The organism is Neptunomonas marina, from assembly GCF_004005935.1.
Lineage (GTDB): Bacteria > Pseudomonadota > Gammaproteobacteria > Pseudomonadales > Balneatricaceae > Neptunomonas > Neptunomonas marina.
Genome location: NZ_SACQ01000005.1, coordinates 86674 through 110878, shown reverse-complemented (window position 1 = coordinate 110878; position 24205 = coordinate 86674). Strand labels below are relative to the sequence as shown.

18 protein-coding genes are annotated in these 24205 nt (G+C 49.8%); 1 reads left to right on the top strand and 17 read right to left on the bottom strand.

Annotated features, from left to right (window positions below):
• Nucleotides 1-29: 29 nt before the first annotated feature.
• The 10 genes from fliJ to EOE65_RS11455 form a co-directional block, all read right to left on the bottom strand.
• The gene (fliJ, locus tag EOE65_RS11500) at nucleotides 30-470 is read right to left on the bottom strand and encodes a flagellar export protein FliJ (RefSeq protein ID WP_127694463.1); all 441 of its coding nucleotides are present in this window, start codon (nucleotides 468-470) and stop codon (nucleotides 30-32) included.
• Complete coding sequence (fliI, locus tag EOE65_RS11495; protein ID WP_127694462.1) at nucleotides 467-1828, bottom strand: flagellar protein export ATPase FliI; 1362 nt, start codon at nucleotides 1826-1828, stop codon at nucleotides 467-469. The genes fliJ and fliI overlap by 4 nt, the downstream gene beginning before the upstream one ends.
• Nucleotides 1803-2597 (bottom strand): FliH/SctL family protein, encoded by a 795-nt coding sequence (locus tag EOE65_RS11490; RefSeq protein WP_127694461.1) that lies wholly within the window; start codon nucleotides 2595-2597, stop codon nucleotides 1803-1805. The genes fliI and EOE65_RS11490 overlap by 26 nt, the downstream gene beginning before the upstream one ends.
• 10 nt (nucleotides 2598-2607) lie before the next feature.
• Nucleotides 2608-3606 carry a flagellar motor switch protein FliG gene (gene fliG, locus EOE65_RS11485; protein ID WP_127694460.1) on the bottom strand — a complete coding sequence of 333 codons (999 nt, stop codon included), beginning with the start codon at nucleotides 3604-3606 and terminating at the stop codon, nucleotides 2608-2610.
• Nucleotides 3596-5275 carry a flagellar basal-body MS-ring/collar protein FliF gene (gene fliF, locus EOE65_RS11480; protein WP_127694459.1) on the bottom strand — a complete coding sequence of 560 codons (1680 nt, stop codon included), beginning with the start codon at nucleotides 5273-5275 and terminating at the stop codon, nucleotides 3596-3598. The genes fliG and fliF overlap by 11 nt, the downstream gene beginning before the upstream one ends.
• 27 nt (nucleotides 5276-5302) lie before the next feature.
• A complete protein-coding gene (fliE, locus tag EOE65_RS11475; RefSeq protein ID WP_127694458.1) occupies nucleotides 5303-5653 on the bottom strand; it encodes a flagellar hook-basal body complex protein FliE in 351 nt (116 codons plus the stop codon).
• Nucleotides 5654-5821: 168 nt separating this feature from the next.
• Complete coding sequence (locus EOE65_RS11470) at nucleotides 5822-6451, bottom strand: 3'-5' exonuclease (RefSeq protein ID WP_127694457.1); 630 nt, start codon at nucleotides 6449-6451, stop codon at nucleotides 5822-5824.
• Complete coding sequence (locus EOE65_RS11465) at nucleotides 6451-8283, bottom strand: DUF294 nucleotidyltransferase-like domain-containing protein (RefSeq protein WP_127694456.1); 1833 nt, start codon at nucleotides 8281-8283, stop codon at nucleotides 6451-6453. Before EOE65_RS11465 ends, EOE65_RS11470 begins: the two co-directional genes overlap by 1 nt.
• Before the next feature lie 75 nt (nucleotides 8284-8358).
• A complete protein-coding gene (locus EOE65_RS11460) occupies nucleotides 8359-10173 on the bottom strand; it encodes a sodium:solute symporter family protein (protein ID WP_127694455.1) in 1815 nt (604 codons plus the stop codon).
• Nucleotides 10174-10202: 29 nt separating this feature from the next.
• The gene (locus tag EOE65_RS11455) at nucleotides 10203-10463 is read right to left on the bottom strand and encodes a DUF4212 domain-containing protein (protein WP_206052673.1); all 261 of its coding nucleotides are present in this window, start codon (nucleotides 10461-10463) and stop codon (nucleotides 10203-10205) included.
• 282 nt (nucleotides 10464-10745) lie between these two features.
• Here EOE65_RS11455 and EOE65_RS11450 point away from each other — a divergent pair, with 282 nt between their 5' ends.
• On the top strand, nucleotides 10746-14678 hold the full coding sequence (locus EOE65_RS11450) for a hybrid sensor histidine kinase/response regulator (RefSeq protein WP_127694454.1): 3933 nt from the start codon (nucleotides 10746-10748) through the stop codon (nucleotides 14676-14678).
• A gap of 49 nt (nucleotides 14679-14727) precedes the next feature.
• On the opposite strand, the gene EOE65_RS11445 is transcribed toward EOE65_RS11450, so the two are convergent.
• The 7 genes from EOE65_RS11445 to fliD all read right to left on the bottom strand — a co-directional run bounded on the left by EOE65_RS11445 (nucleotide 14728) and on the right by fliD (nucleotide 24195).
• Complete coding sequence (locus tag EOE65_RS11445) at nucleotides 14728-15396, bottom strand: response regulator transcription factor (RefSeq protein WP_127694453.1); 669 nt, start codon at nucleotides 15394-15396, stop codon at nucleotides 14728-14730.
• A 152-nt stretch (nucleotides 15397-15548) separates the two neighbouring features.
• The gene (gene acs, locus EOE65_RS11440; RefSeq protein WP_127694452.1) at nucleotides 15549-17498 is read right to left on the bottom strand and encodes an acetate--CoA ligase; all 1950 of its coding nucleotides are present in this window, start codon (nucleotides 17496-17498) and stop codon (nucleotides 15549-15551) included.
• Between the two features lie 215 nt (nucleotides 17499-17713).
• The gene (locus EOE65_RS11435) at nucleotides 17714-19078 is read right to left on the bottom strand and encodes a sigma-54-dependent transcriptional regulator (RefSeq protein ID WP_127694689.1); all 1365 of its coding nucleotides are present in this window, start codon (nucleotides 19076-19078) and stop codon (nucleotides 17714-17716) included.
• On the bottom strand, nucleotides 19078-20193 hold the full coding sequence (locus tag EOE65_RS11430; RefSeq protein ID WP_240656977.1) for a sensor histidine kinase: 1116 nt from the start codon (nucleotides 20191-20193) through the stop codon (nucleotides 19078-19080). The genes EOE65_RS11435 and EOE65_RS11430 overlap by 1 nt, the downstream gene beginning before the upstream one ends.
• Nucleotides 20165-21586, bottom strand: a complete 1422-nt coding sequence (locus EOE65_RS11425; RefSeq protein WP_127694451.1) for a sigma-54 dependent transcriptional regulator — start codon at nucleotides 21584-21586, stop codon at nucleotides 20165-20167. The genes EOE65_RS11430 and EOE65_RS11425 overlap by 29 nt, the downstream gene beginning before the upstream one ends.
• A gap of 167 nt (nucleotides 21587-21753) precedes the next feature.
• Entirely contained in the window at nucleotides 21754-22146 is a 393-nt protein-coding gene (fliS, locus tag EOE65_RS11420; protein WP_127694450.1) for a flagellar export chaperone FliS, read from the bottom strand.
• A 30-nt stretch (nucleotides 22147-22176) separates the two neighbouring features.
• The gene (gene fliD / locus EOE65_RS11415) at nucleotides 22177-24195 is read right to left on the bottom strand and encodes a flagellar filament capping protein FliD (RefSeq protein ID WP_127694449.1); all 2019 of its coding nucleotides are present in this window, start codon (nucleotides 24193-24195) and stop codon (nucleotides 22177-22179) included.
• Nucleotides 24196-24205: the final 10 nt, after the last annotated feature.

The following is a 24205-nucleotide window of genomic DNA, read 5'->3' as shown; positions in this document are numbered from 1 at the left end:
TACTCAGGGACAGCAAAAACAAGGCCAATTTAGAGAAAGGCTGGTTTAGCGCGTTGATTAAGCTCATCAAGCTGTTTTTGAAATGCCTTGTCCGCAGCCTGCTCTTCTTCAGTTTTGGCCTTCTCGATCAGGGCATCAATCCCCTTATGTCGAGCATACTGCTGGGCCCAATACTGTTTAACCTGTGCGAGCTGCTCCTCGTGCACCACCATGGTCTTTTTGTGCTGCCCGATAGTGGCCGCAAGTTTTCCGAGAAAGGCTTGATAGTTTTGAATCTGATCCGGCGCCAGCCCGCGCGCCAAGGCAAGCTGGTATTCCTGTTGATACTGCGCCAGATAGGACTCTAGCTGCTCAAGTTGAATCTTGTCGTTTTCCACACGCTGCAGCTGCTCACTTAAAAAGCGCTCCGCCTCAGCTTTTTTACGCTCGGCAAGGTCGAGCACCACGCCTAAACGTTTTGATCGTTTCATCCATTACCTCGTGCAGGCGGTTCAGCAGGCTGCAACGCCATCGCCATCAATTGCAGACTTTGCTCTATGTTCATCGCCTCATGCAACCCTTGCTGCAAAAACTGCCGCAGTGTCGGCATACGCTCAATCGCAAAGTCGGTATCAGGGTCACTGCCTCGGACATAAGCCCCCACGGCGATAAGGTCAGCATTTTGCTGATATTTAGAGAACAGCTGCTTAAAACGCATCGCCGCCGCCAAGTGCTCCGATGGTACCACTTGCGGCATCGCACGGCTGATCGAGGCTTCTATGTCGATAGCGGGATAGTGCCCTTGCTCCGCTAGACGACGTGATAACACAATATGGCCATCCAAGATGGCACGCGCTGAATCGGCCACCGGGTCTTGTTGATCATCACCTTCCGTCAGCACCGTATAGAATGCGGTTATCGAACCTTGCCCTGTTGCATCATTTCCGGCTCGCTCAACCAGCTTAGGTAACTTAGCAAATACCGACGGTGGATAACCTTTGGTGGCAGGGGGTTCGCCAATGGCAAGCGCAATCTCACGCTGTGCTTGTGCATAACGTGTTAGGGAGTCCATGAGTAGTAGAACACTTTTACCCTGAGCACGAAAATACTCGGCTATCCGCGTTGTCAGCTGCGATGCTCGTAAACGCATAAGCGGCGAGTCATCAGCAGGTGAGGCAACCACCACAGAGCGCGCCAACCCTTCTGGGCCTAAGTTGTGTTCAATAAACTCCTTTACCTCTCGGCCACGCTCACCGATCAGACCCACGATCGTGATATCCGCTTCTGTTGCTCGGGTCATCATGCCAAGCAATACCGACTTACCCACACCACTACCGGCAAAAAGACCTAAACGCTGGCCTTTGCCGACAGTCAGTAACGAGTTGATCGCGCGAATACCCACATCTAATGTGGTATCGATAGGGTGACGTTCCAACGGATTAATCACTTCGCCCGCCAGCGATGCGGAGTCGCTGCAGTTGAGAGGCCCGCGCCCATCTAGTGGTTCGCCTACACCATTCAGAATGCGCCCGAGTAAGTTATCCCCAAGAGGCACATTGCGTTCGGCCCCAAGCGGCGTCACTTTAGCGCCTGCCGACAGCCCCTCAACAGGCTGCAATGGCATCAAATAGATACGATCTCCAGAGAAGCCGACGACCTCAGCCTCAATATTTTGAGTGTTTGAAACATGGATAAGGCAGTTATCACCCACAGCAACCTGCAGGCCCACCGCCTCGATTGTCAAACCAATAAGGCGTGTGATTTTGCCTTCTATAGTAGGGGTAGGAGTTTTAAGCGGAGCTTGGCGAACCTGCTGGATAATCTCATTCAGGTTGCGATGATGTTTCATCTTGCGTACCTTGCGCTGGGTTGTGCAGAGCGCCTTGTAAGCGCTGACGGACCTGCCCAACTACGTTAGCAAAACGCTGCTCAATACAGTAGTCCACAACGCTGGTATCGGTCGCGACTTTACAACCGCCAGCTGCAATCGAGGCATCAGCCGCAACAGTCACGCGGGTAGGTTGCTGCTCAGCGAAGCGCTGTGCAATCTCATAGTCTTCAGATGCAACATACACCATCAACTGCCCAGATGCCTCAGGAAGGGCTGCAACCGCCTCACTAATAGCGAGCTGTATCGTTTGCGGTTCGCTCGATATTTGGTGGCCCACAACCGCCTGAGCAACCTCAATCGCCATCTCAGTAACTAACGTTGCTAGCAACGCTTCTTGCGCTTGCAGTGGGGTATCTAGAGTGGCGAGCAATGCCTGTACCCGTTGAATTTGCGCATCTATGCGCTGCTGACCATCGCTAAGCCCCTGCGCCTGCCCCGCCTCTTGGCCTTGTTGAAACCCTGCATCGTAGCCCGCTTTCTTACCCTCTTCAAAGCCCTCTTCACGAGCTTGTTCACGGATACTCTCAAGCTCAGCTAAGGTCACCTTTTCTGCAACGATCTCTTCTTCAACAACCGATACGGGGTCGGGGGTATCGACAGTCTTTGCGTGCAGACCAACGCCGCTATGGCGGCCAACCTCTGGCAATTGCCATATCTCTGTTGTGACCTGCACATCAGACGCTTTAATTCGTACAGGGAGCTTTTCCCCGAAGACATTCCTAGCCATCTATACAGCCCTAGAGCATATCATCGCCGCCACCCAGCATGATTTCACCATCATCCGCCAAGCGTCGCGCCGTCGCCAGAATCTCTTTTTGCGCCTCTTCCACTTCACTAACACGTACCGGACCTTTCGCTTCAAGGTCGTCTTTAAGCAGCTCCGCAGCACGTTTAGACATATTGCGATAGATCTTATCCTGCAGCGCACTATCAGCACCTTTCAAGGCAAGCAGAAGCACATCTGTGGAGATCTCCCGTAGTATCACCTGAATACCCCGATCATCCACATCGATAAGATTATCAAATACGAACATCAGATCTTGAATCTGATTCGCAAGCCCTTCATCCACTTCACGAATATTCTCCATCAACTCAGCTTCAATCGAGCTTTCGATGAAGTTCATAATCTCAGACGCTTGCTTCACACCACCCAACACACGGGACTGCCCAGAACGAGAGCTGGTGAACTGCACTTCGAGCATATCGTTCAACTCTTGCAGCGCCTGAGGCTGGATTCGATCCAGTGCCGCAACCCGCATCATAATATCGAGCCGCACTTTGTCATCGAAAAACGCCAATACACTGGCAGCCTGATCAGGCTCGAGATAAGAAACCACCACAGCTTGGATCTGGGGATGCTCAAAGCGAATCGTTTCAGCAATCTGACGCGGCTCCATCCAACGCATCGTATCAAGGCCGGAGGTGTTGGTGGTTGCAAGGATTCGATCAAGCAGCGTCTTCGCCTTCTCTTCACCAAGCGCTTGGTTCAACATAGCGCGAATATAGCGATCATTATTGATACCAATACCAGTTTGATCGCTGACAAGGTGCATAAAATCCGACACCACACCTTCGACACGTGATTGGGGGACATTATCAAGCTGAGTCATGGCTTCGCCGATAAGTTGGACCTCCTTAGGCCCAAGGTGTTTAAGGACTTCAGCTGCATCCTCTTCACCTAAGCTGATCATCAAGATCGCAGCTTTTTCAATGTCCGTTAGCTCTTCATCGCTCATCGTCACCAATCCACTGTTTTACCGCTTGCGCGACACGCGCGGGGTCTTCGGCAATCATGCTGCGCACAGCGTTGAGCTGATATTCAAAGCTTTCATTCGGGGTGGGCATCATGCCATCACCGCCAGTACCAAACGTCACCTTATCAGAGGCAAGCTCGCCGCTATCCAAACCCTCTAATTCAGCAGCAACCCCTCCAGAACCATCAGCATCGCCATCGACCGGTGTTCCACCCGCCGCAGCTAAGCTTTTCATAATCGGGCGCAATACTGCGAAAATCAGGATAATCACCAGTAAGAAAGCACCCACTTTCTTTGCAATATCCCAAACGAAAGGCTCCATCCAGATCGGTACATCTTCATCTGTGATCGGCTGCTCGGGAACAAATGGAGAGTTAATGACGTTAACGCTGTCGCCACGCGCAGCCATATAACCGACGGCATCCTGTACGAGAATTCGTAGGCGCTGTAGCTCATTTTCAGTCCAAGGAGTTTTAACAGAATCCCCAGATGCTGCATCCACAGACACTAAATCATCAACCACCACGGCAACGGTGATTCGTTCAACTTTACCGCTTTGGTGTTTCGTGTAAGAGATAGAGCGATCTAGCTCAAAGTTGCGTGTCGCTTGCTTTTTCGAACTGCCGGGCACCGGGGCGTTAGGCGCCGCTGCACCTTCACCAGCCACTTCAGGCACGGCGGTAGGGCCTGGCGGCTGGTTCGATAGCGCGCCAGGAATTCCCTGAGCTGCCGCTACCCCAACACGGTTCTCATCTACAGTTTGCTCACTGCGTAACGCCGGCAGATCGGGGTTGTACAACTCATCGGTTTGCTCAACGGAGGTGAAGTCCACATCCGCTGAGACCTCAGCGCGGAAACGCCCTTGCCCAACAACCGGTAGCAAAATACTGTTTACACGGTTTAACAGCGTCTCTTCGACTTTACGAGCATACTCAAATTGCTTGGCAGCCAGCACCACATCTTCATCTTCATCGCGCGTATTCAGCAGATGGCCACGCTGGTTGACAACAGTCACGTCTTTAACATCCAGCGCTGGAATCGAAGATGCGACGAGGCTAGCAATAGCAGCCACCTGTGTGCGCTCAAGCTTACGCCCCGAGAAAAGCTCTAAAAAAACTGAAGCGCTCGCCGGCTTCTGATCTCTGACAAAAACAGTTTCCTTCGGTATTGCAAGGTGTACCCGAGCACTACGTACTGCAACCATACTAGAGATAGTACGCGCTAACTCACCCTCTAACCCACGCCGATAGCGGGCATTCTCCATAAACTGACTCACACCCAAGCTTTGCTCTTTGTCGAGCAGTTCAAAGCCCACGGTTTTATCAGCAGTGAAGCCTTCGGATGCCAGTTTTAAACGGGCCTGATGAACATACGCTTCGGGCACCAAGACCGCACGCGCATCACCTTCAAATTTATAAGGAATGTTATAGAGCTTGAGCTGTTCGATGACTTCATTCGCATCAACGAACTCAAGATTGGAGAAAAGCACACGATAATCAGGAGCTTTAGACCAGAGCACAACAGCAAAACCGATCGCGATGCTGGCGGCCAATCCTACCATCAAGCCAAACTGGCGCAGAATAGTGAGCTTGCTAAAGCCCTCCATTAAACTTCCGGGCCCTGTTTGAACAGTGACAGTATTGTTATCCATAGCTGCTGTTTTTAATTCTTATCAGCCTTAAACAGGCATTTTCATGATGTCTTCGTACGCTGTAACCAAACGATTGCGAACCTGGGTCATAGCCTCGAAAGAGACCGATGCTTTCTGCAATTGAACCATAACCTGTGTAAGCTCAACGCTAGGATCACCTTGCTCATATGCGGTCGCCATACGCGATGCCGTCTGTTGCGTTTCGTGGACCTTATCCACCGCGGTCTTTAAAAGCGTGCCAAACCCTTCCGTCTTTTCTACAGGCTGAGGCGCCATATTAGGAGTCAATTTATTGACATCCATAACACCTTGCTGTGCATCTGCTTTCATTGCACGCATCTGCATAAGAACACTATTGATATCAGCACGTTCGATCATAGCTAACCCAAGAATCGTCGGTTTATTGGCATTATAAGTAACTTTACTTTGTAAACAAGCGTCAGAAAAACCTTTATCGTCATTATTATGGCGGTAAGAGCGGCGTTTTATCTTTCGCACCTATATAGAAAGCAAAAAGCGAGCCAAAAGCTCGCCTTTCTAAACCGACTAACAAGATACCTCAGGTGGATCTCCATACTTCAAGCGCACATACATCAGCGCGACCGTAATCGCATCTCCTAATGCAGTATGACGCTCTAACATGGGGATATCTAAGTGTTTCGAGATTGTGTCGAAACGTAGATCAATATTACCGCCAACCGAGCGCCACTTGATAATGTCATGGTAAACATGCGATAGCTCGATTGCCTTGGAAGGTAAACCGAATCCGTAGCGCGGGCGGATAAATTTATCCAGCATGCGGATATCATAATTAACGTAATAGCCCAGAATCGGCCGATTCCCTACAAAGTCCAACACCTGGTTCAGCGCTTCCTCTAGCTCTATACCGTCGGCTAGGTCTTGAGCTCGTATCTTATGGACTTTAATTGACTCACCCGTAAGGGTTTTAGGTGGTTTCAACTTGATATCCAAGCGCTCACTCGTAAGCACTTTATTACCTTTAACCCGTACCGCGCCGATCGAAATAATATCGGCGTTTTTTACATCCAAGCCAGTCGTTTCACAATCAAGAGAAACCACTTCATCCCCTTGATACGGCTCGAAAAGATGAGCATAAGGTCCAGTCTTATGCTCTAACTTCTCTTTCATTCTTCTTATTGTGCGAGGAATTATCATTACCTGCCCCCTAAGTGGTATTTCAACTCAAGATGCTTCTTAAAGCCTTTAACGATATGGAACGCATCCCGTAAAAGGTCACGCTCCATCTTATTCAATGATTGCAGGTCGAGGGTATTAGGCGTTAGATCAACACCCGCTTCCTGCTCATCAGCGCGTTTAATTTGCTGGCGCAAACGCAGTTGGATGAACAGGCCTAAGGCTTCGGTTAAGTCCTTCGCATGGCGCTCTTCGATAACGCCTGCTTCCGCTAACGCTTCAAGACGCTTAAAGGTGTTTGTAGCCAATATACGATGCTCCAGCGCGATCGTTCTTACACCATGAACAATCGGAAAAATACCACCTTTCTTCACATCTAATTGACCTTTGTCTTTTAGGTTGCCGAAGAAAGTCAGCGGCGTATCGAAGTCCAATGCAACTTTCGCGAAGTGAGAGAAAAACAGGTCGTTATTTTTTAAAGACTTAAAGAACCAGTTACGCCCCGCTTTAAAGAGTGCTGGGTTACCTGCAACAGGCTTAGCATCAACAGCAATCGCAAGGTTCATTTGATCCTGCTCTTCCCAGCTTGATGACCAATCCGAAAGTTTTTGCGTCCAATCCCCCAATGAATTTACCCATTCAGGATTTGATACCATGATATCCCCCGGACACTTCGGATAACCAAACTCTATAAGCTGCTTACTGAAGCGCTGCATCACTTCATGCATTTCTGGCCAAGCTAAGCCATCACGATAGATCAGCGCATTATCCTGATCTGTCTTCATGATCTGCTCACCGCGCCCCTCAGACCCCATCACGATCAAGCACACATGAGGCTGAATATCGGGGGGCACCATCAAATCAAATAGCTTGGCCATAATACGACCATTCATCGCCGCGAGTAGATCCATCGCAAAACGCGTTTTTACGCCATGTGACACCAGCGACTTGATCAGCTTGTTTAAACCTTGTGCTGCTTGATGCAATCCCTCAACAGACTTAGCTCGCTCAATACGTAGGCCAATGACATGTGAATGGCTGGAGAAGAAGCTCAACACATCTGTCAACTCGACAATACCGACCAACTCTTGACTCTTGATAACCACGATTCGCTCGATTTTCTGCTGCGTCATCATGATAAGAGCGTTAAACAGGTAATCATCCGGATCGATTGATATCAAACGGTACGAGGCAATCTCAGCCACATCAGCATCTAGGGGCAGTGAGTTGATAACCACAGCATCCAACAGGTCTGTACCTGTCACCATGCCGTAGCGCGAACCACGCTTTACCAAGACACAGTCAACATGTTTCTCGCGCATCATCTTGGTAGTCTCTGCCACAGATGTCCCTTCAACGACAATAAGGGGCTCTCGAATAACACCTTCACAGACCCTAGCGAGCATAAACTCAGCCATATCTTGGTCTTCGCTGTGTTGTTCCATGATTTCCGCTTTCGCCGCTAAATTTTGCGTAAAGTAGTCAGCAAAAAGGGAATTTGTTGCTACAAGATCCAGAACAGTTTTGGTCGGAATAATGTGGCAAATGGTCTCCTCTACAGCGGTAAAGTCATGGATCGCTTTACCTTTAATAGCGGACCATCCACCGAAGTAATCCTCTTCTTGGTACTGCACGAAGACATGCTCTTGGCCATCATCTTCACCATCTACCGCCTCACTTTCAGAAACGAGGCCCTTGTAAATTACATACACCCCTTCTGGCACAGAGCCGGCCGCCATCAGCACCTCTCCCTTTTGGAAGTAGCCAATATCAAGGTTTTGCCGCAGCATGTTCTGCTCTTCCTCAGTAAGAAGGCTAAACGGCAAATTGTTCATATTAAATGAAGAAGGCATACGTGAATCTCCTTATACAAACAAAAAGGGCACACCATGTTTGGTATGCCCTTTTACTATCAAGATAGATATATCTTAGTGAGCGTGAGCTTCACCCGCACCACGAGGGATACGTAGGTCTTCTACGATATCCTGAATCTCTTGTGGTGGTGGAGGCGTCATGCCCGCTACAACGATCGCTACGATGAAGTGCAAGATCATACCAACAGTACCGAAACCACCTGGAGAGATACCCAAGAAGTATTCGTCTGCTGTACCACCACCCCATACGAAGTACCACATGTAAGCGACAGTTGAGATCAAACCAACCAGCATACCTGCGATTGCACCTTGCGTGTTCATGCGCTTGTAGAAGATACCTAGCATGATTGTCGGGAATACCGATGCACATGCGATACCGAATGCTAGCGCGACTACTTGAGCCACGAAGCCCGGCGGATTAATACCGAAGTAACCCGCGATACAGATTGCAACAATCGCAGCAAGACGAGCGTACATGAGCTCTTGCTTATCGGTGATGTTCGGATTGATTGTCTTCTTCATCAAGTCATGCGAGATGGCTGTTGAAATTACCAACAGAAGACCCGCAGCAGTCGAAAGAGCGGCAGCTACAGCACCGGCTGCAACCAGCGCCACCACCCAAGCAGGCAACTGAGCGATATCTGGGTTAGCCAGAACCATGATGTCACGGTCTACGTATACTTCGTTAGCAAACGGCTGTTTCGCAGCGTCAAAATCAGCACCCGCTTTTGCGTTGCTTGCAACACGCTGACCAAACTCACCACGCTCTTCAGTCAGCGCAGGCTTACCACCTTTACCGTCGAATGCAGCACCAGCAGCGTACTGGATTTTGCCATCGCCGTTACGGTCATTCCATGCCAGAAGACCCGCATTTTCCCAGTTCTTGAACCAGTGGTCTTCGCCTAGATCAGCGTATGCTGTACCAGCGTTGTCAGCACCATTAAGTGTTTGGATCAGGTTTACACGACCGAAACCAGCAACACCAGGCACAGCAGTGTAAAGCAGAGCGATAAAGATAAGCGCGTAACCTGCAGATGTACGTGCATCTTTAACACGCGGTACCGTGAAGAAACGTACGATTACGTGAGGAAGGCCTGCTGTACCGCACATCAGCGCGACGGTCAGGAAGAAGATATCAATCGTCGACTTCTTACCTGCTGTGTACTGCGCAAAACCTAAGTCAGTTGACAACTGGTCCAACGTCGCAAGTACAGATTGGCCGCTTTCCAGTGTTGCACCCAAGCCGATTTGCGGCAGGAAGTGACCTGTTACCTGAGCAGACAAGAAGAATGCAGGAACAGTGAAAGCAAGGATAAGAACACAGTACTGAGCTACCTGTGTATAAGTGATACCTTTCATACCACCCAACACCGCGTAGAAGAATACGATGGCCATACCCACAACAACACCCGTGTTGATATCAACATGGAGGTAGCGAGAGAATACGATACCTACACCACGCATCTGTCCCGCAACATAAGTGAAGGAGATAACAATCGTACAGATAACTGCAATTGTACGAGCAGTGTTGGAGTAGTAACGGTCACCTACGAAGTCAGGCACAGTGAACTTACCGAACTTACGTAGATAAGGCGCTAGTAGCAACGCCAACAGAACGTAACCACCTGTCCAACCCATCAAGTAAGCTGAACCATCACGACCAATGAAAGAGATCAAACCTGCTAGAGAGATAAACGAAGCGGCAGACATCCAGTCAGCGGCTGTCGCCATACCGTTTGCGATTGGTGGTACACCACCGCCTGCTACATAGAACTCTTTTGTCGAGCCCGCACGAGCCCAAACAGCGATACCTATATAAAGGAGGAAAGAGCCCCCGATAAATAGGTAAGATAACATATCAACACTCATATTAGCGCCGTCCTTAAAAGTTATTATATTTATTCGTGAACGTCATATTTTTCGTCAAGTTTGTTCATGCTGAACACATATGCCCAGATCAAACCAACGAAGACAAAGATTGAACCCTGCTGCCCAAACCAGAAGCCCAATGGAAAACCAAAGAACTGGATCTGATCAAGCTGGTCGACAAATAGAATCCCACAGCCGTAAGACACTACAAACCAGATAGCGAGGTAAGTTACGATAATGCGCAAATTTTCGCCCCAATAGGCTTTTGCGTTTTCACTACTAATTGACATGGCACTTTCCCTTAATTTTTTTTATCGGAATTGTGATTAAGTAGACAAGCTGAATCTATCAAAGACTTTCTGCAAACAAAGCCCCGACTTTAGTCGGTACAACCATCGCATTTTTAACCCCTAATCCCACGCAGCACGCAATAGTAAAGGGCTAAAGCAGCAAGCGCTAAAGTCCTTATCGAACAACAGTTTATACAAAGGTATAAGAAACGATTCGGCTCGCTTATTGGTTGAGGTAAACTAATATTTAAGTCACTCAAATTAAAATAAAGGTTTACCCTTATGTTGTCGGGCTGGTCAGTCATCCTCATATCGCTTCTTTACGTTGGCTTATTGTTTGCCATTGCTTATTACGGCGATAAAACTAGCCGCGGCAGAAGCTACGCTAACAACCCTTTTATCTACTCTCTTTCTCTGGCTGTATATTGTTCTTCTTGGACCTTTTATGGTGCGGTAGGGCGCGCCACTAATTCCGGCTGGGAGTTTTTAGCAACCTATATCGGCCCGGTCGTTGTTTATATTTTTGCATGGCAAGTGATTGAGAAAATAATACTCATCAGCAAGCAGCAAAATATTACGAGTATTTCAGACTTTGTTTCATCTCGTTACGGGAAAAGCCAATCTCTCGCAGTACTGATTACTGTTATTGCGGTTATGGGAACGATTCCCTATATCGCGATGCAACTCAAAGCGGTTGCCATTAGTTATAATGCACTCGCTCCCGGGGCCACAGAAGCACTCAGTAAGGGAAGTGATACTGCGCTTTTTGTAGCTATTTTAATGGCGATCTTCGCTATCCTTTTTGGTACCCGACATATTGACGCCACAGAGCACCACGAAGGCTTGGTGCTGGCTGTTGCGTTCGAATCGATCATAAAACTCAGCGCATTTCTCGCCGTTGGCCTATTCGTGTCAACTGAGGTTTTCGATGGCGTCAACGATGCCGTGCAGCACACCATCCAACAGCTTTACACCGAGAATAAATACCATAACTTCCTCGGGGGGAGCTTTCTCATCGAGGTCATGCTCGCCTGCATGGCTGTTATCTGTTTACCAAGACAGTTCCACGTCACTGTTGTGGAAAACACCAAACTGTCCAATTTACGCACAGCACGCTGGGTGTTTCCTTTTTATATGATCCTGATGGGCGCACTGGTATTGCCTATCGCGTCAGCCGGTACGCTTTACTTTGCCGGTGTGGATATTGATGCCGACACGTTCGTTTTAATGCTGCCATTAGCCGCAGGTTCTGAAAAGCTGGCTACATTTGCGTTTATTGGCGGTTTATCTGCGGCGACCAGCATGGTTATCGTGGCCAGCCTAACGCTTTCAACGATGGTATGTAATGACATCGTGATGCCGCTACTCTTCCGCATTCGTAGCTTGCGTCTAGCCGAGACGAATGACCTTGGCGCCTTACTACTAAAAGTTCGTCGCTTTACCATTATTACGCTACTGCTACTGGCCTACTTCTACTATCGAATTCTGGGCAATCAAGGTCCGCTAGCCTCGTTTGGCTTGCTAGCTTTTGTCGCGGCAGCTCAGTTTGTACCCGCGATTATCGGCGGCATCTTTTGGAAAAAAGGTAATCGCCAAGGTGTACTCGTGGGCATGTGGGTCGGCTTTCTCTTGTGGATCTACACGCTAGTACTTCCCACAATGATCGATGGCGGAATCATCGACCCCTCCTTCCTTAAGGTGGGTATATTCGCAAGTGGTATCTTAAACCCGACAGCCTTGCTCGGCCTATCGGGGCTAGACCCGCTGACCCATGGCGTTGTGTGGAGCTTGTCGGCCAATGTGGTGCTGTATGTACTTATCTCCCGATACACCAACCAGAGACTCGTTGATCGGCTGCAAGCCAGCGCATTCGTTGATGTTTATAACCAGAATTTGAACGAACCCTCTCGCCATCAAGGCACTGTGACTGTGGGTGACCTCCAAATGCTCACAGAACGCTTTCTCGGACTAAGCAGAACCCAACATGCTTTCACCGGCTACGCCATTCAACGCGATGAAGAACCACCACTTTCTGGTGAAAAAGCAACTCCCGAACTTATCTCCTTTACCGAACGCCTACTAGCAGGCGTCATTGGCGCCTCATCGGCGCGTATCGTCCTTGCATCCACCATAAGAGGTAAAGAGATGCAGATAGGCGATATTGTCTCCATCGTAGATGAAGCATCGCAAGCGTTACGCTTCAATCGCTCTTTATTGCAGTCCACGATTGAGAACATTGGCCTTGGCATCAGCGTCGTCGACCAACAGATGCGACTCGTCGCTTGGAATCGCAATTATGTTGAGATGTTCAACTATCCAGACGGTTTGATATGCGTCGGCCGCTCGATTGAAGAGATCTTTCGTTACAACGCACTAAAAGGCGAATACGGCCCCGGAAATCCAGACGATCAGGTAGAAAAACGCCTGCAAAGCATTCGCTCAGCCAAGCAGCACAGTTACGAGCGCTATCGCCCAGATGGCAGTGTTCTGGAAGTGCGCGGCAACCCCATGCCCAATGGCGGCTACATCAATACCTACATGGATATCACGCAACACAAACAAGTCGAAGAAGCGTTGCGAGAGAGCGAGCAAAATATCCGCATCTACACAGACAACGTACCGGTGTTGATCGCTTACCTAGACACGGAACAACACTACTTATTCGTCAACAAAGCCTATGCAGATGCATTTAACATGAGCCGCTATCAGGTGGTCGGAATGCACGCCAAAAAAGTGCTAAGCGAGGCAGAGTTTACTAAGCGCAGCCCTTATATACAGGCGGTACTCCAAGGCAAGCGCCAAAAATTTGAGACCGACTTGCCCTCAACAGACCCCGATATTCAACGCTTTGCCGAGGTAACCTACATTCCGCATATTGGTGAGTTCGGTGAAATACTCGGCTATTTCACGCTTTATCAAGACATTACTGAGCGACGGGAAGCTGAAGTGGCACTGCAAGTCACCAATGAGACTCTGGAGCACAGAGTCAAAGAGCGCACACATGCACTATCTGTTGTGAATAAAGAGCTGCGTAAAGAAAACACTATTCGTGCCCTCATGGAGGATGAACTGCGCCAAGCGAAAAGCGATGCAGATGCCGCCAATATCGGTAAAACACGCTTTTTGGCAGCCGCGAGCCACGATTTACTCCAACCACTCAATGCTGCACGGCTGTTTACTTCTGCACTGGCTCAACAAAGCCATGACTCACCAGATACAAAACAGCTCGTTGAAAATCTCGACGGCTCTCTAAAGGCCGCAGAGGAGCTCATCACCACCATATTGGATATCTCCAAGCTCGATGCTGGGGCGCTTGAGCCAGTTATCAGCCACTTTGCACTGAGCAACCTATTCTCCAACCTCAGCGCCGAGTTCACCGCGCTCGCTCAAGAGAAAGGGCTGGGATTCCGTTACGTAGAATCTGAACAATACGTTGTCTCTGACCAAAAACTACTCCGCCGAATATTACAAAACTTCCTATCAAATGCTGTGCGCTATACCCAAGGTGGACGTATTCTGCTCGGCTGCAGACGCCTAGACTCCGCCCTTCGTATCGAAGTGTGGGATACCGGCGTCGGTATTCCAGAAGATCGCCTTGCTGAAGTATTCGAGGAGTTCCGGCGCATAGATAACCCAAAACACTCACAAGTACAAGGGCTGGGCCTCGGACTGGCGATTACTGAACGGATTGCCAAGATGCTGGGGCATCGCGTCAATGTGCGCTCGTGGGTTGGTACGGGTACCGTGTTCAGCGTAGAGGTGCCGCTAGGCGATAAGACAAAAGCGGTTAGCGCTAAGCCTGAGCAGCGTGGCTGGATTCGCAGTAAAGCGCTTAATGGAACCCGGGCACTGGTGATTGATAACGAGCCCAAGATCCTCGAAGGTATGTGCGCACTGCTACAAGGTTGGGGCTGTGAAACCGCTACCGCACTATCAATCAGCGATGCTCTTGAAAATTACCAAGACGGAACGCCACCGCCAGATATTGTGCTGGCCGACTACCATCTCGGTGAAACTGATACCGGCATCATGGCATTAAAAGCGCTATACGAGTGTTGGGAGCAAGAAGTTCCTGCGCTTGTGATTACTGCAGATAGAACAGAAGCAGTAAAAGAGGAGGTTGATACCTTTGGTGCTCAACTGCTCACCAAACCTATTAAGCCAGCGGCACTGAGAGCCATGATCAACAAGCTGATCGCTACCCGTAAGTCGTGATCAGCTGTCATAAAAAAGGGCCTTAACGGCCCTTTTTTGTTTTATCGTTTTAGTCGAGCTCAGTGCGCGCTGGGTCAACACTGAGTTTTTGCGCAGCAATAACGGCCTGAGTTCTGCTATGAACCCCTAACTTTCTCAAGATCGCTGTCACGTGTGCTTTGATCGTCGCTTCAGAAACGTTGAGTTCATATGCGATCTGCTTGTTGAGCAAACCTTCTGTTAGCATCGTCAAGACGCGGAACTGCTGAGGCGTTAACGATGCAAGCGCGGCAGCGAACTTACGCTCCTCCTCTGTGACATCATCTTCGGTGCTCTCAGTGATTTCACGTGGAAGCCACTCTTCGCCCTCAAGTACTGCAACAATCGCTTCAGAGATCACTTCAAGTGGTGCCGATTTCGGTATAAAGCCAGATGCACCGTAATCCATTGCGCGTTGCATCACGCTGACCTCTTCGCTACCCGAAACAACGATAACCGGCATACCGGGGTTTTGTCCCCGCAGGAATACCAGTCCAGTAAAGCCATTCGTGCCCGGCATATGCAGATCTAACAACACAAGATCAGCATCACTGTGTTCAACAACCGCCTCTTGTACTGCCGCCAGCGAGTCGGCTTCCACTATTTCAACGCCTTCAATGGCTTGACCAACAGCTTGGCGTAACGCTGCTCGGAACAAAGGATGGTCGTCAGCGATTATGATCTTATTTGCTAGTTGCATGCTGTATCCCCCAGGTGAACCCACACCCAAAACTCTATGGTTCTTTTTTGAATGCCTCGATAATACCATCTCTTTAAACGCAAAACTCCCCCTAAGCTTGCGCTATAGGGGGAGTTTTCGACGAATTGACTTTAGCTAAACAATTATATTAGCTATTTTCGATTCATGCGATTCTCGATCAGATCGTCAACCACCGTTGGATCAGCCAGTGTAGATGTATCACCCAACGCACCAAAATCATCTTCGGCAATCTTACGCAGGATACGGCGCATAATCTTACCGGAGCGTGTTTTCGGCATGCCTGGAGCAAACTGGATAAGGTCTGGTGACGCGATAGGACCGATCTCACCACGCACATGGTTGCGTAGCTCCTTCATCAGCTCATCCGACTGCTCGAAGCCAGCTTGTAGCGTTACGTATACATAGATACCTTGGCCCTTCACATCATGCGGGTAGCCCACTACTGCCGCTTCGGCAACTGCCGGGTGAGCAACCAATGCTGACTCAACCTCGGCTGTACCCATACGGTGGCCAGAAACGTTGATAACATCATCAACACGCCCTGTGATCCAATAGTAGCCATCCTCATCGCGACGTGCGCCATCACCCGTGGTGTAAACACCTTTAAATGTTGAGAAGTACGTTTGAATGAAACGCTCGTGGTCACCCCAAATAGAGCGCGCTTGCGATGGCCAAGAGTCTGTAATAACTAAGTTACCATCAGTAGCACCCTCAAGCGCTTTGCCTTCATTGTCGAACAGCGCTGGCTGTACGCCAAAGAATGGACGCGTAGCAGAACCCGGTTTCGCAGCCGTTGCACCTGGTAACGGAACGATCATCACCCCACCCGTTTCGGTTTGCCACCATGTATCAACGATTGGGCATTTCTCGTCACCGATAATACGGTGATACCACTCCCACGCCTCTGGGTTAATTGGCTCGCCTACAGAACCCAAAATACGCAACGAAGACAGATCTGCATCACCCAGAACATCTTCACCTTGCTGCATCAGCGCACGAATAGCCGTTGGCGCTGTATAGAATTGATTGACCTTATGTTTTTCGATAACACGGCCAAAGCGGCTGTTGTCAGGATAGCTTGGAACACCTTCAAACATCAGAGTTGTTGCGCCGTTAGCCAACGGGCCGTAAACGATGTAGCTGTGACCTGTGACCCAACCCACATCCGCTGTACACCAGTAGACATCACCCTCTTTGTAGTCAAAAACATACTCATGCGTCATGGATGCGTACACCATGTAACCGCCAGTCGTGTGTTTTAGACCTTTTGGTGCGCCAGTAGAACCTGACGTGTACAGAATAAATAGCGGCGCTTCTGCGTCTAACTCAGTCGCAGGGCAGTCAGCAGATGCATCCGCAACGAGATCTTCGTACCACTTATCACGTGCACCATCCCATGCTACATCTTGATCAACGCGCTTAACGACGATAACGCTTTGACAGCAAGCCGCAGCACCTGCATGTTCCAGCGCTTTGTCTACGTTTTCTTTAAGTGGCACAACTTTGCCGCCACGTAGCGAGTAGTTGGACGTCACAACAACTTTAGAGTTAGCGCCTTCCACGCGTGCTGCTAGCGCCTCTGGAGAGAAACCACCGAATACCACTGAGTGCACCGCGCCGATACGCGCACACGCGAGCATTGCGATAGCTGCTTCTGGAATCATCGGCATGTAAAGCGTGACAACATCACCTTGTTCAACACCTTGACCTTTCAAGGCGTTTGCGAACTTACAAACACGCTCATGCAACTGACGATATGTGATGTTCTCTGACTCGCTTGGGTCGTCGCCTTCCCAGATAATCGCTACTTGATCGCCGCGGGTCTCAAGGTGGCGATCCAAGCAGTTGTATGCAGCGTTTAGCGTCCCATCTTCGAACCAACGGATATCAACGTTGTGTGGATCGAAGGTTGTGTTCTTTACTTTCGTGTAGGGTTTGAACCAATCGATTCGCTTTCCATGCTCTCCCCAAAATGCATCAGTATCATTGACCGACTGCTCATACATAGCTTCATACTTCGCGCTGTCGATGTGTGCGCCTGCTGCGATCTCTGGATAGACTGGATATACCTTTTCACTCATGGTGATGCCCTTAGCTTGCTTGTTTTAATTATTTGCCCGTTTTACCCACTAGCGCATTGTTATTATTTTTTCGCTGCAGATTAGTAAGGAATGATCAGCCTTTGTTATACCCAACGGGCCGCTTTGCTCTGAATTAGACATTGGTCTATCGGGCTTTAGACCCACTACTAAAAGACCATTAAATCTATGTTTTACAAACCCTTTTCCGTCACATTCTACCTTTTGAGTAGGGCATCCAGATCCAAGCCAGCTTCACGAATTTTTGCGAGTTTATAACGCAAGGTTCGCGGACTAATAGCGAGCTTTTCAGCCGCCTCTTTTCGGCTACCACCCGTCTCTTTTAGCGCATCAATAATCAACTGAAACTCATGCTCACGCAGATCGTTTTCAAGCGCACCAGCTGCTTTTTCATCAACATCAGCGGACGTTACTGCAGGCTCCATACGCAGCGTCATATTGCCCTCTTCGATAAAGAGGTCCTCAGCATAGATCTCAGGGCCCGTCTGTAGGATAAGGGCGCGCTGCAACACATTGTCCAGCTCCCGCACGTTACCCGGCCATGTATGGTCGGTTAATTTAGTTTTTGCTGTATCGGAAAGCACCACAACGGGGCGCTGCATTTTTGCACAGAGACGCTGCAATATCGCCTCGCTTAGCGGCACAATATCCGCAGGCCGCTCACGCAGTGGCGACCAGTGCAATGGAAAGACATTCAAGCGGTAATAGAGATCCTCGCGAAATGCGCCTTCACTCACATACTGGCGCAGCTCACGGTTCGTTGTGGCAAGCACACGCACATCCAGCTTAATCGGCGCTTTGCCACCAACACGCTCCACCTCCTGCTCTTGCAGTACGCGCAGAAGCTTCGCTTGCAGCCCTAAATCCATCTCCGTGACTTCGTCCAGCAGTAAGGTGCCGCCGTTCGCCTGCTCGAACTTGCCAGGCTGGCTTGCAATAGCACCGGTGAATGCACCCTTCTCATGCCCAAACAGCATCGCTTCAAGCATATTTTCTGGGATAGCAGCGCAGTTGATCGCAATGAAAGGCTGTTCAGCTCGGCTGGAGTGATTATGTATATAGCGTGCTAATACCTCTTTACCGGTCCCTGATTCACCAGCAATCAGCACCGTCGAATCTGTCGCGGCGACGCGCCTTGCTAGCTCAAGTAATTGGACACTCCGCTCATCGCTGGCAACCGGAGCTTGCTGTTCTGCTACCTCGCCCCGCGCAAAGCGCTCGACCGCTGCAATCAAGACATCCGGCTCAAAAGGCTTCATCAGATAATCGGCCGCGCCACTGCGAATGGCATCAACCGCCTTACTCACTTGCCCAAACGCCGTCATCAACAAAACAGGCAGCAACGGGTACTTTTGCCGAATAACCCCTAGCAAGGCATGACCATCCATACCAGGCATGTTGACGTCGGTAATGACGATATCAAAGCTGGCGTGCGCTAGTGCCTCACATGCGGCTTCACCGTGCTCAGCCTCACTGACCGACATACCGGACAGCTCTAAGGTATCCACCAGCGCTTCACGTAGTTCGCTATCGTCTTCAACCACGAGGACACGGATAGACATCATTCATTTTCCTTTTCTAAATCGCTAATGAGTGGCAAACATACCGTTGCAGTTGTACCTTCCCCCGCCACCGAAGAGAGCTCGAAACGGCCGTTATGGGCTTGAGCAACGACATTGGCAACGGCTAAGCCAAGCCCCGTGCCGTGGGACTTGGTCGTGACAAAAGGTTCTGTGGCTTTCTGGCACTGCTCAGGCGTCATGCCTGGGCCATGATCGACCACACGCAAGCACACCATCTCTTGACAGACTTCAGCCACAATCAACAGCTCTGCACCTTTGCCGCACGCCTGTAGCGCGTTGTTGATCAAGTTAAGTAGTGCGCCGAGCAACATCTCCAGATTGCACTGCAACCAAGCACTTTCAGTTCGATCATCGAACTCACAGTCGGCATCAAACTCGGCAAGAGGCACATCCAACATTTCATCAATCGAGCGCAATAGCTGAGCAACACTAATACGATCCTCTAGCTGCATCTCGCCGCGTGCAAAGACCAGCATGTCTCGCACTTGCTGCTCAAGGTGCGCAAGGCGTGAAGATACTTTCGCGGCAAACTTCTTACGCTGTGCCTCTGTAATCGCGTCGCGCTCTAGGTGGCTAGCATAGAGCGTTGCAGCCGCCAGTGGCGTGCGAATTTGATGGGCCAGCGATGCCATCATACGCCCCATCTCCGATAATCGCTGATACTGCGACAGACGGTCTTGCAACAAACGTGTCTCGGTTTGATCGGTCAGCAGTACTAGCTGCCCGGCTTCATCCTGCATGGCCGATGTCAGCAAGCTCACTCGTCGGCCGTCACGCAGCGAGATCTCGTGCCCATCATCATTCTTGGGCGCGAATGAGCGATTGATGACCTGCATCCATAGCTCGCCAATCAAGGGCTTACCCAGTAGCGCTTCAGCAGCAGGGTTCGCGAGTGCCACTCGCCCTTGATTACCAATCACGATGACACCGGCAGGCATCACCTTCAGCACTTGAGCCATTCGCCTCGCAAACATACTCTCGAGTGCGCTCTGCTCAGCAAGCTGATCTCGCAGCTCTGTCAGCTCAGCATCTTTATCAGCTAGGGCTTGTTTGAGCGCCTCAACTTCACTCATCATCGCCTCGCTGGATACCATATTTTTTCATCTTCTCAACTAATGTTGTGCGCCGTACGCCAAGTAGCTTGGCCGCGCGAGCAACAACCTGATTAGTTCGCTGTAAAGCGGCCCGAATATAGTCTTGCTCGATACTCTCAAGCTGCGCTTTCAGGTCAATCCCATCTTCCGGCAACATCAAATCGTTTCGACTTAGATAGGGCTGCTCAGCCGTTGGTGACTCCGCAACGACGCTGGAGCTCATCGGAAAGTCACCAAGGTCTAAACCAGCACGATACTTATCCGGAAGGTCTAAAAGGTTTACCTCCTCATCAGGGTGCATAATCGCCAAACGCTCAACAAGGTTGGCAAGCTCACGCACATTTCCCGGCCAATCATATTGATCCAGTGCCATACGCGCTGGCCCCGAGAGTATCAGCTGCCCTAGACCCACTTGCTGAGCCTGATTCGCGAGGTAGTCTGTCAGCCGTGCGACGTCACCTTCCCGCTCGCGCAGCGGTGGCGTCTCTATGGGATAAACATTGAGACGATAGAAAAGGTCCTCGCGGAACTTACCCTCCGCGATCATCTGCTCTAAATTCTTATGGGTTGCCGCGATCACACGGACATCCACATGCACGGTCTTCGAACCACCCACACGCTCAAAGCAGCGCTCCTGAAGCACACGTAACAGCTTAACCTGCATCGCCATCGGCATATCACCGATCTCGTCTAAAAATAGCGTGCCGTTGTTAGCCATCTCAAAACGCCCAGCACGGGCCGAGACTGCGCCAGTGAAAGCGCCCTTTTCATGGCCAAATAACTCGCTCTCGAGAAGTTCAGGCGGAATGGCGCCGCAATTAACGGGTACAAAGGGTTCACCGTTACGTGGCGATAGTTCGTGTAAGCTACGCGCAACCAGCTCTTTTCCCGTACCCGACTCGCCGGTAATCAGTACACTCGCATCCCGCTCAACAACACGCCCCATAACGAGCTTAAGGTGCTTCATGGCAGCGCTCTCACCTACTAGAAGCGGGAAGCTAGGTTCCTCCAAGGCACGGTGGCTAGCACCAAAGCGCTCCGCTTGCGAAAGTAGCTCGGCTAATACCCGTTCTGAAAGCGGCTCTTCGAGCACGCTGAGAATTTGCGCGTTTGCCGCAGCCGAGAGCAACTCAGCCTCATCCCAGCCATCTAATAGGCATAAAGGCACTGCTGGCATCTGATCGCGAAACCGTGACACTAGTTTATCGAGGGATACCGGTAGGGCACTTTTACCAATAAAGGCTAAAGTGCAGGGGTTCGACTGAGAAGTTTGAAACCAGTCAACGAAACTGGAGACTTCGTGAGAGACGCCCAAAAAGCTAAATACAGCGGCCAAGTTTTGCCGCCTTTGCTCCTCGTCATCTACGAGTAAAACATGTGAATTAGCTGCCATTTCCGTACTCTATCGCACGTCATTTTTTTGACATACTAGCAAAGAAACATGATTTAACAAGCAGACTCGGAACTTTTATGCCAAAAAAATGGCACATCATTAATACTTATCAACAGCCAATAAAAAACCCGAGGCGCTGCTCGGGTTCTTGATAGTAGATTTAAGACTTAAGACTCAGGGACTTCCATCTGTACCCAGCCGGATTTCACCTGCAAAATAAGATCCATCGCTTCTTGAACCTTCTCAGCATCATTATCACGGTTAGCCTGCAACAACGCACGAACAACGTAGTCGTAAAGCAGATCTAAGTTGGCTGCAATATCCTCACCTTTTTCATGATCCAGGAAGTCTTTCAAGCCAAGAACAATATCATTTGCTTTATTTAAATGCGTGGTGCGCTCATTAATATCGTCACGCTCTATCGCTCCCTTGGCCTTCGCCATCGCCGTTAATGCACCGTCAAATAACATGGTAATCAGCTCATGAGGGGAAGCTGTTTCGACTGACGCCCGCACATCAACGTTCTGATATTGTTTTAGGGCACTTAAATTAACAGACATGTTTTACTCCAAGTAGCGTTGCTCTCAAGGTTATGAGGACTTCGCCGTAAAAGGTAATCGATCAGTTAGGCCGTTTAACGAGTCTGATGTTGTGTTTAGACTCGCAACAACCCGTTCCATCGCTAGGTATTGTTGAGTTAGACGAGTTTGGTAGATCGTCATACGTCGATCAAGGTTCTCTTGATCGGTTGCTAGTCCTTTAATTTGTCGGTTGATGTTCTCCTCGCGGCTATTGATGGCTCCGTTATCACCCAAGAAGCCGTCGATCAGCCGATTGAGCTCACTGGATAGTCCGCGCGAGAATGTAAATGAGAAATCCCCCGTCATCCCCTCTTTCACAGCAAAGTTAAGCCCATAAGGGTCGCTATCGATCTTTGCCAATAAGATTTCACCGGCACCGAATGCCGGCTCACCATTAATTGTGCCTTGCACGTCGTTACCAATGACCGAACTTGAACTCTCGCTGAGGCCGGTATTAGTGGCGAACTCAGCACCCGCGGTTTCAAAGACAACTTTTGATGAACTGCCATAAGTACGAGAGACTAGCTGTATCTGGCCGCCATCAACGACGACATCAACAAAGTTACCCGCATCTTTGAGCGCCTTATCATTGTTAATCAACGACTGTAGCTCAACCCGTAACTCTTCTGCCGTATTGAACGTACCAGACAACTCAAGCACGCCGCTCGTCGTGCCATCTACCGCGATAGAGAACGTATTATCCCCAGCGCCTGTCGTAAACGCAGCAAAGGGAATATCACTCCTGACGGTGCCTTTCGTCGGCGGCGCGGTCACTGTGCCAGTATAGCTGCCGGGTACAGTGTTCCCAGCATAATTACCGATGGTGACATCCACCTGATTGGTAGACGAGGAGGTCTGCGGTGCAAAAATATTCTGTAGGACAGCAAAGTTATCGCTCACTGCATTCGAGAAATCATCAGTCAGCTCCAGTGTTCCATCCAACTGGGTACGAATACCGATACTCGATAAAGAGTTCGAACCATCTACCCCAGCCACAGCACCCGTCATCATCGAACGCAACTGTGCAATGACGGCCTTTGCCGCACCATCTGTGGATAAATTCCCTGCTGTTGTCTCGTTGGTCTCTTCGTCTGTTGTCAGCCCCGTTAGGTTTTTCGCGGTCTCGTAAAGCGAGTTATACGCCGTCACGAAATCACGAATCGCTTGTTCAGCGGTCCCCTTGTCTTGGCTGATCGAGAATGTGAACGTCTCATCAGGTTCAGCTTTGTTCAATGTAAAACTTAACCCAGGAATGACATCATCAATCTCATTACTCTCCCGAAAAACGGTTAAGCCATTGATCGTAATCTCAGCATCCCGAGCTTGCTGTGTTTGGGTTACATTCGCGTGATTCGAAGCATTGTAAGAGAAGATATCGAGCTGGCTATTGTCGTTCGTGACTTCTAGCGCATTCGCCTTACCAGACGGGCCCGATAGAAGCAGCTGATGCTCGCCATCAACTAACAATACAGACGCTTGCACATTAGAATCGGCAGCGTTAATTTTATCCGCCAAATCTTGCAGCGAGTCCTCTGCGACAACTTCTATTGTTAGAGATTTCTGCGCTTCATTTTCGGTGAAGGACTGCGGGTTATTGCTGCCATCATAGGTCCATTCACCCAGCTTTATCGTTAGGTTGCCCGCCACATTCATTGCAGCATTGGCATCTGCAAACGAAGTATTCACAGCCAAAGACTGCGATTGTGCTGTTGATTCAACACCGAGTTGGTAGGTACCAACCTGAGCGTTAGCGTCTAACGAGTTAGGCGTCACCGTGCCGGTTTCAGGGAAGGCCACGGAGCGCGCATTGAACGTATCGTTATTACTGAGTGGCGCTAGTGCGTTTTGAAACTCGGACAAGCTACTTTTCAGTAAGCCATATGCCGAAATTTGTGATTGCAGCTTCTCTTTTTGGGAGTCGATACGATTTTGTTGCGGCGCCTTCTCAACTTCAACTAGCTGACTGACCAGTTTTTTAGTATCGATACCCGAGCCACCGCCCAGTGCCGAAATAATATTAGTATCCATAAACCCTCCC